This window comes from Mycetohabitans sp. B2 (genome assembly GCF_021733735.1).
Lineage (GTDB): Bacteria > Pseudomonadota > Gammaproteobacteria > Burkholderiales > Burkholderiaceae > Mycetohabitans > Mycetohabitans rhizoxinica.
In genome coordinates this window covers 1-258 of sequence record NZ_JAHKSP010000168.1, presented here as the reverse complement: position 1 = coordinate 258, position 258 = coordinate 1, and the positions used below count along the sequence as shown (strand labels likewise).

1 protein-coding gene is annotated in these 258 nt (G+C 60.9%); it reads left to right on the top strand.

The window, feature by feature from the left end:
* Positions 1 to 3: 3 nt before the first annotated feature.
* Positions 4 to 258: AMP-binding enzyme (locus KPG66_RS18235; RefSeq protein ID WP_336886370.1), on the top strand; the 255-nt coding region annotated here is incomplete at its 3' end.

Below are 258 nucleotides of genomic sequence, written 5' to 3'. Positions count from 1 at the left end.
GCGGTGGTGTCACGCGAGGATCATCCGGGTGACAGACGCTTGGTGGCCTATTGGGTTGCGGTTGATGGTGGAGCGATGACACCGGTCGAACTCAAAGCCTATCTCAGCCAAACGCTTCCGGATTACATGGTGCCGGTCGCGTTCGTGCAGCTTAAAACGTTGCCTTTGACATTGAGCGGCAAGCTGAACCCGCGTGCGCTGCCGGCGCCGGATGGCGCGGCTTTTGCGCTGCAAGTGTATGAGGCGCCACAGGGCGAG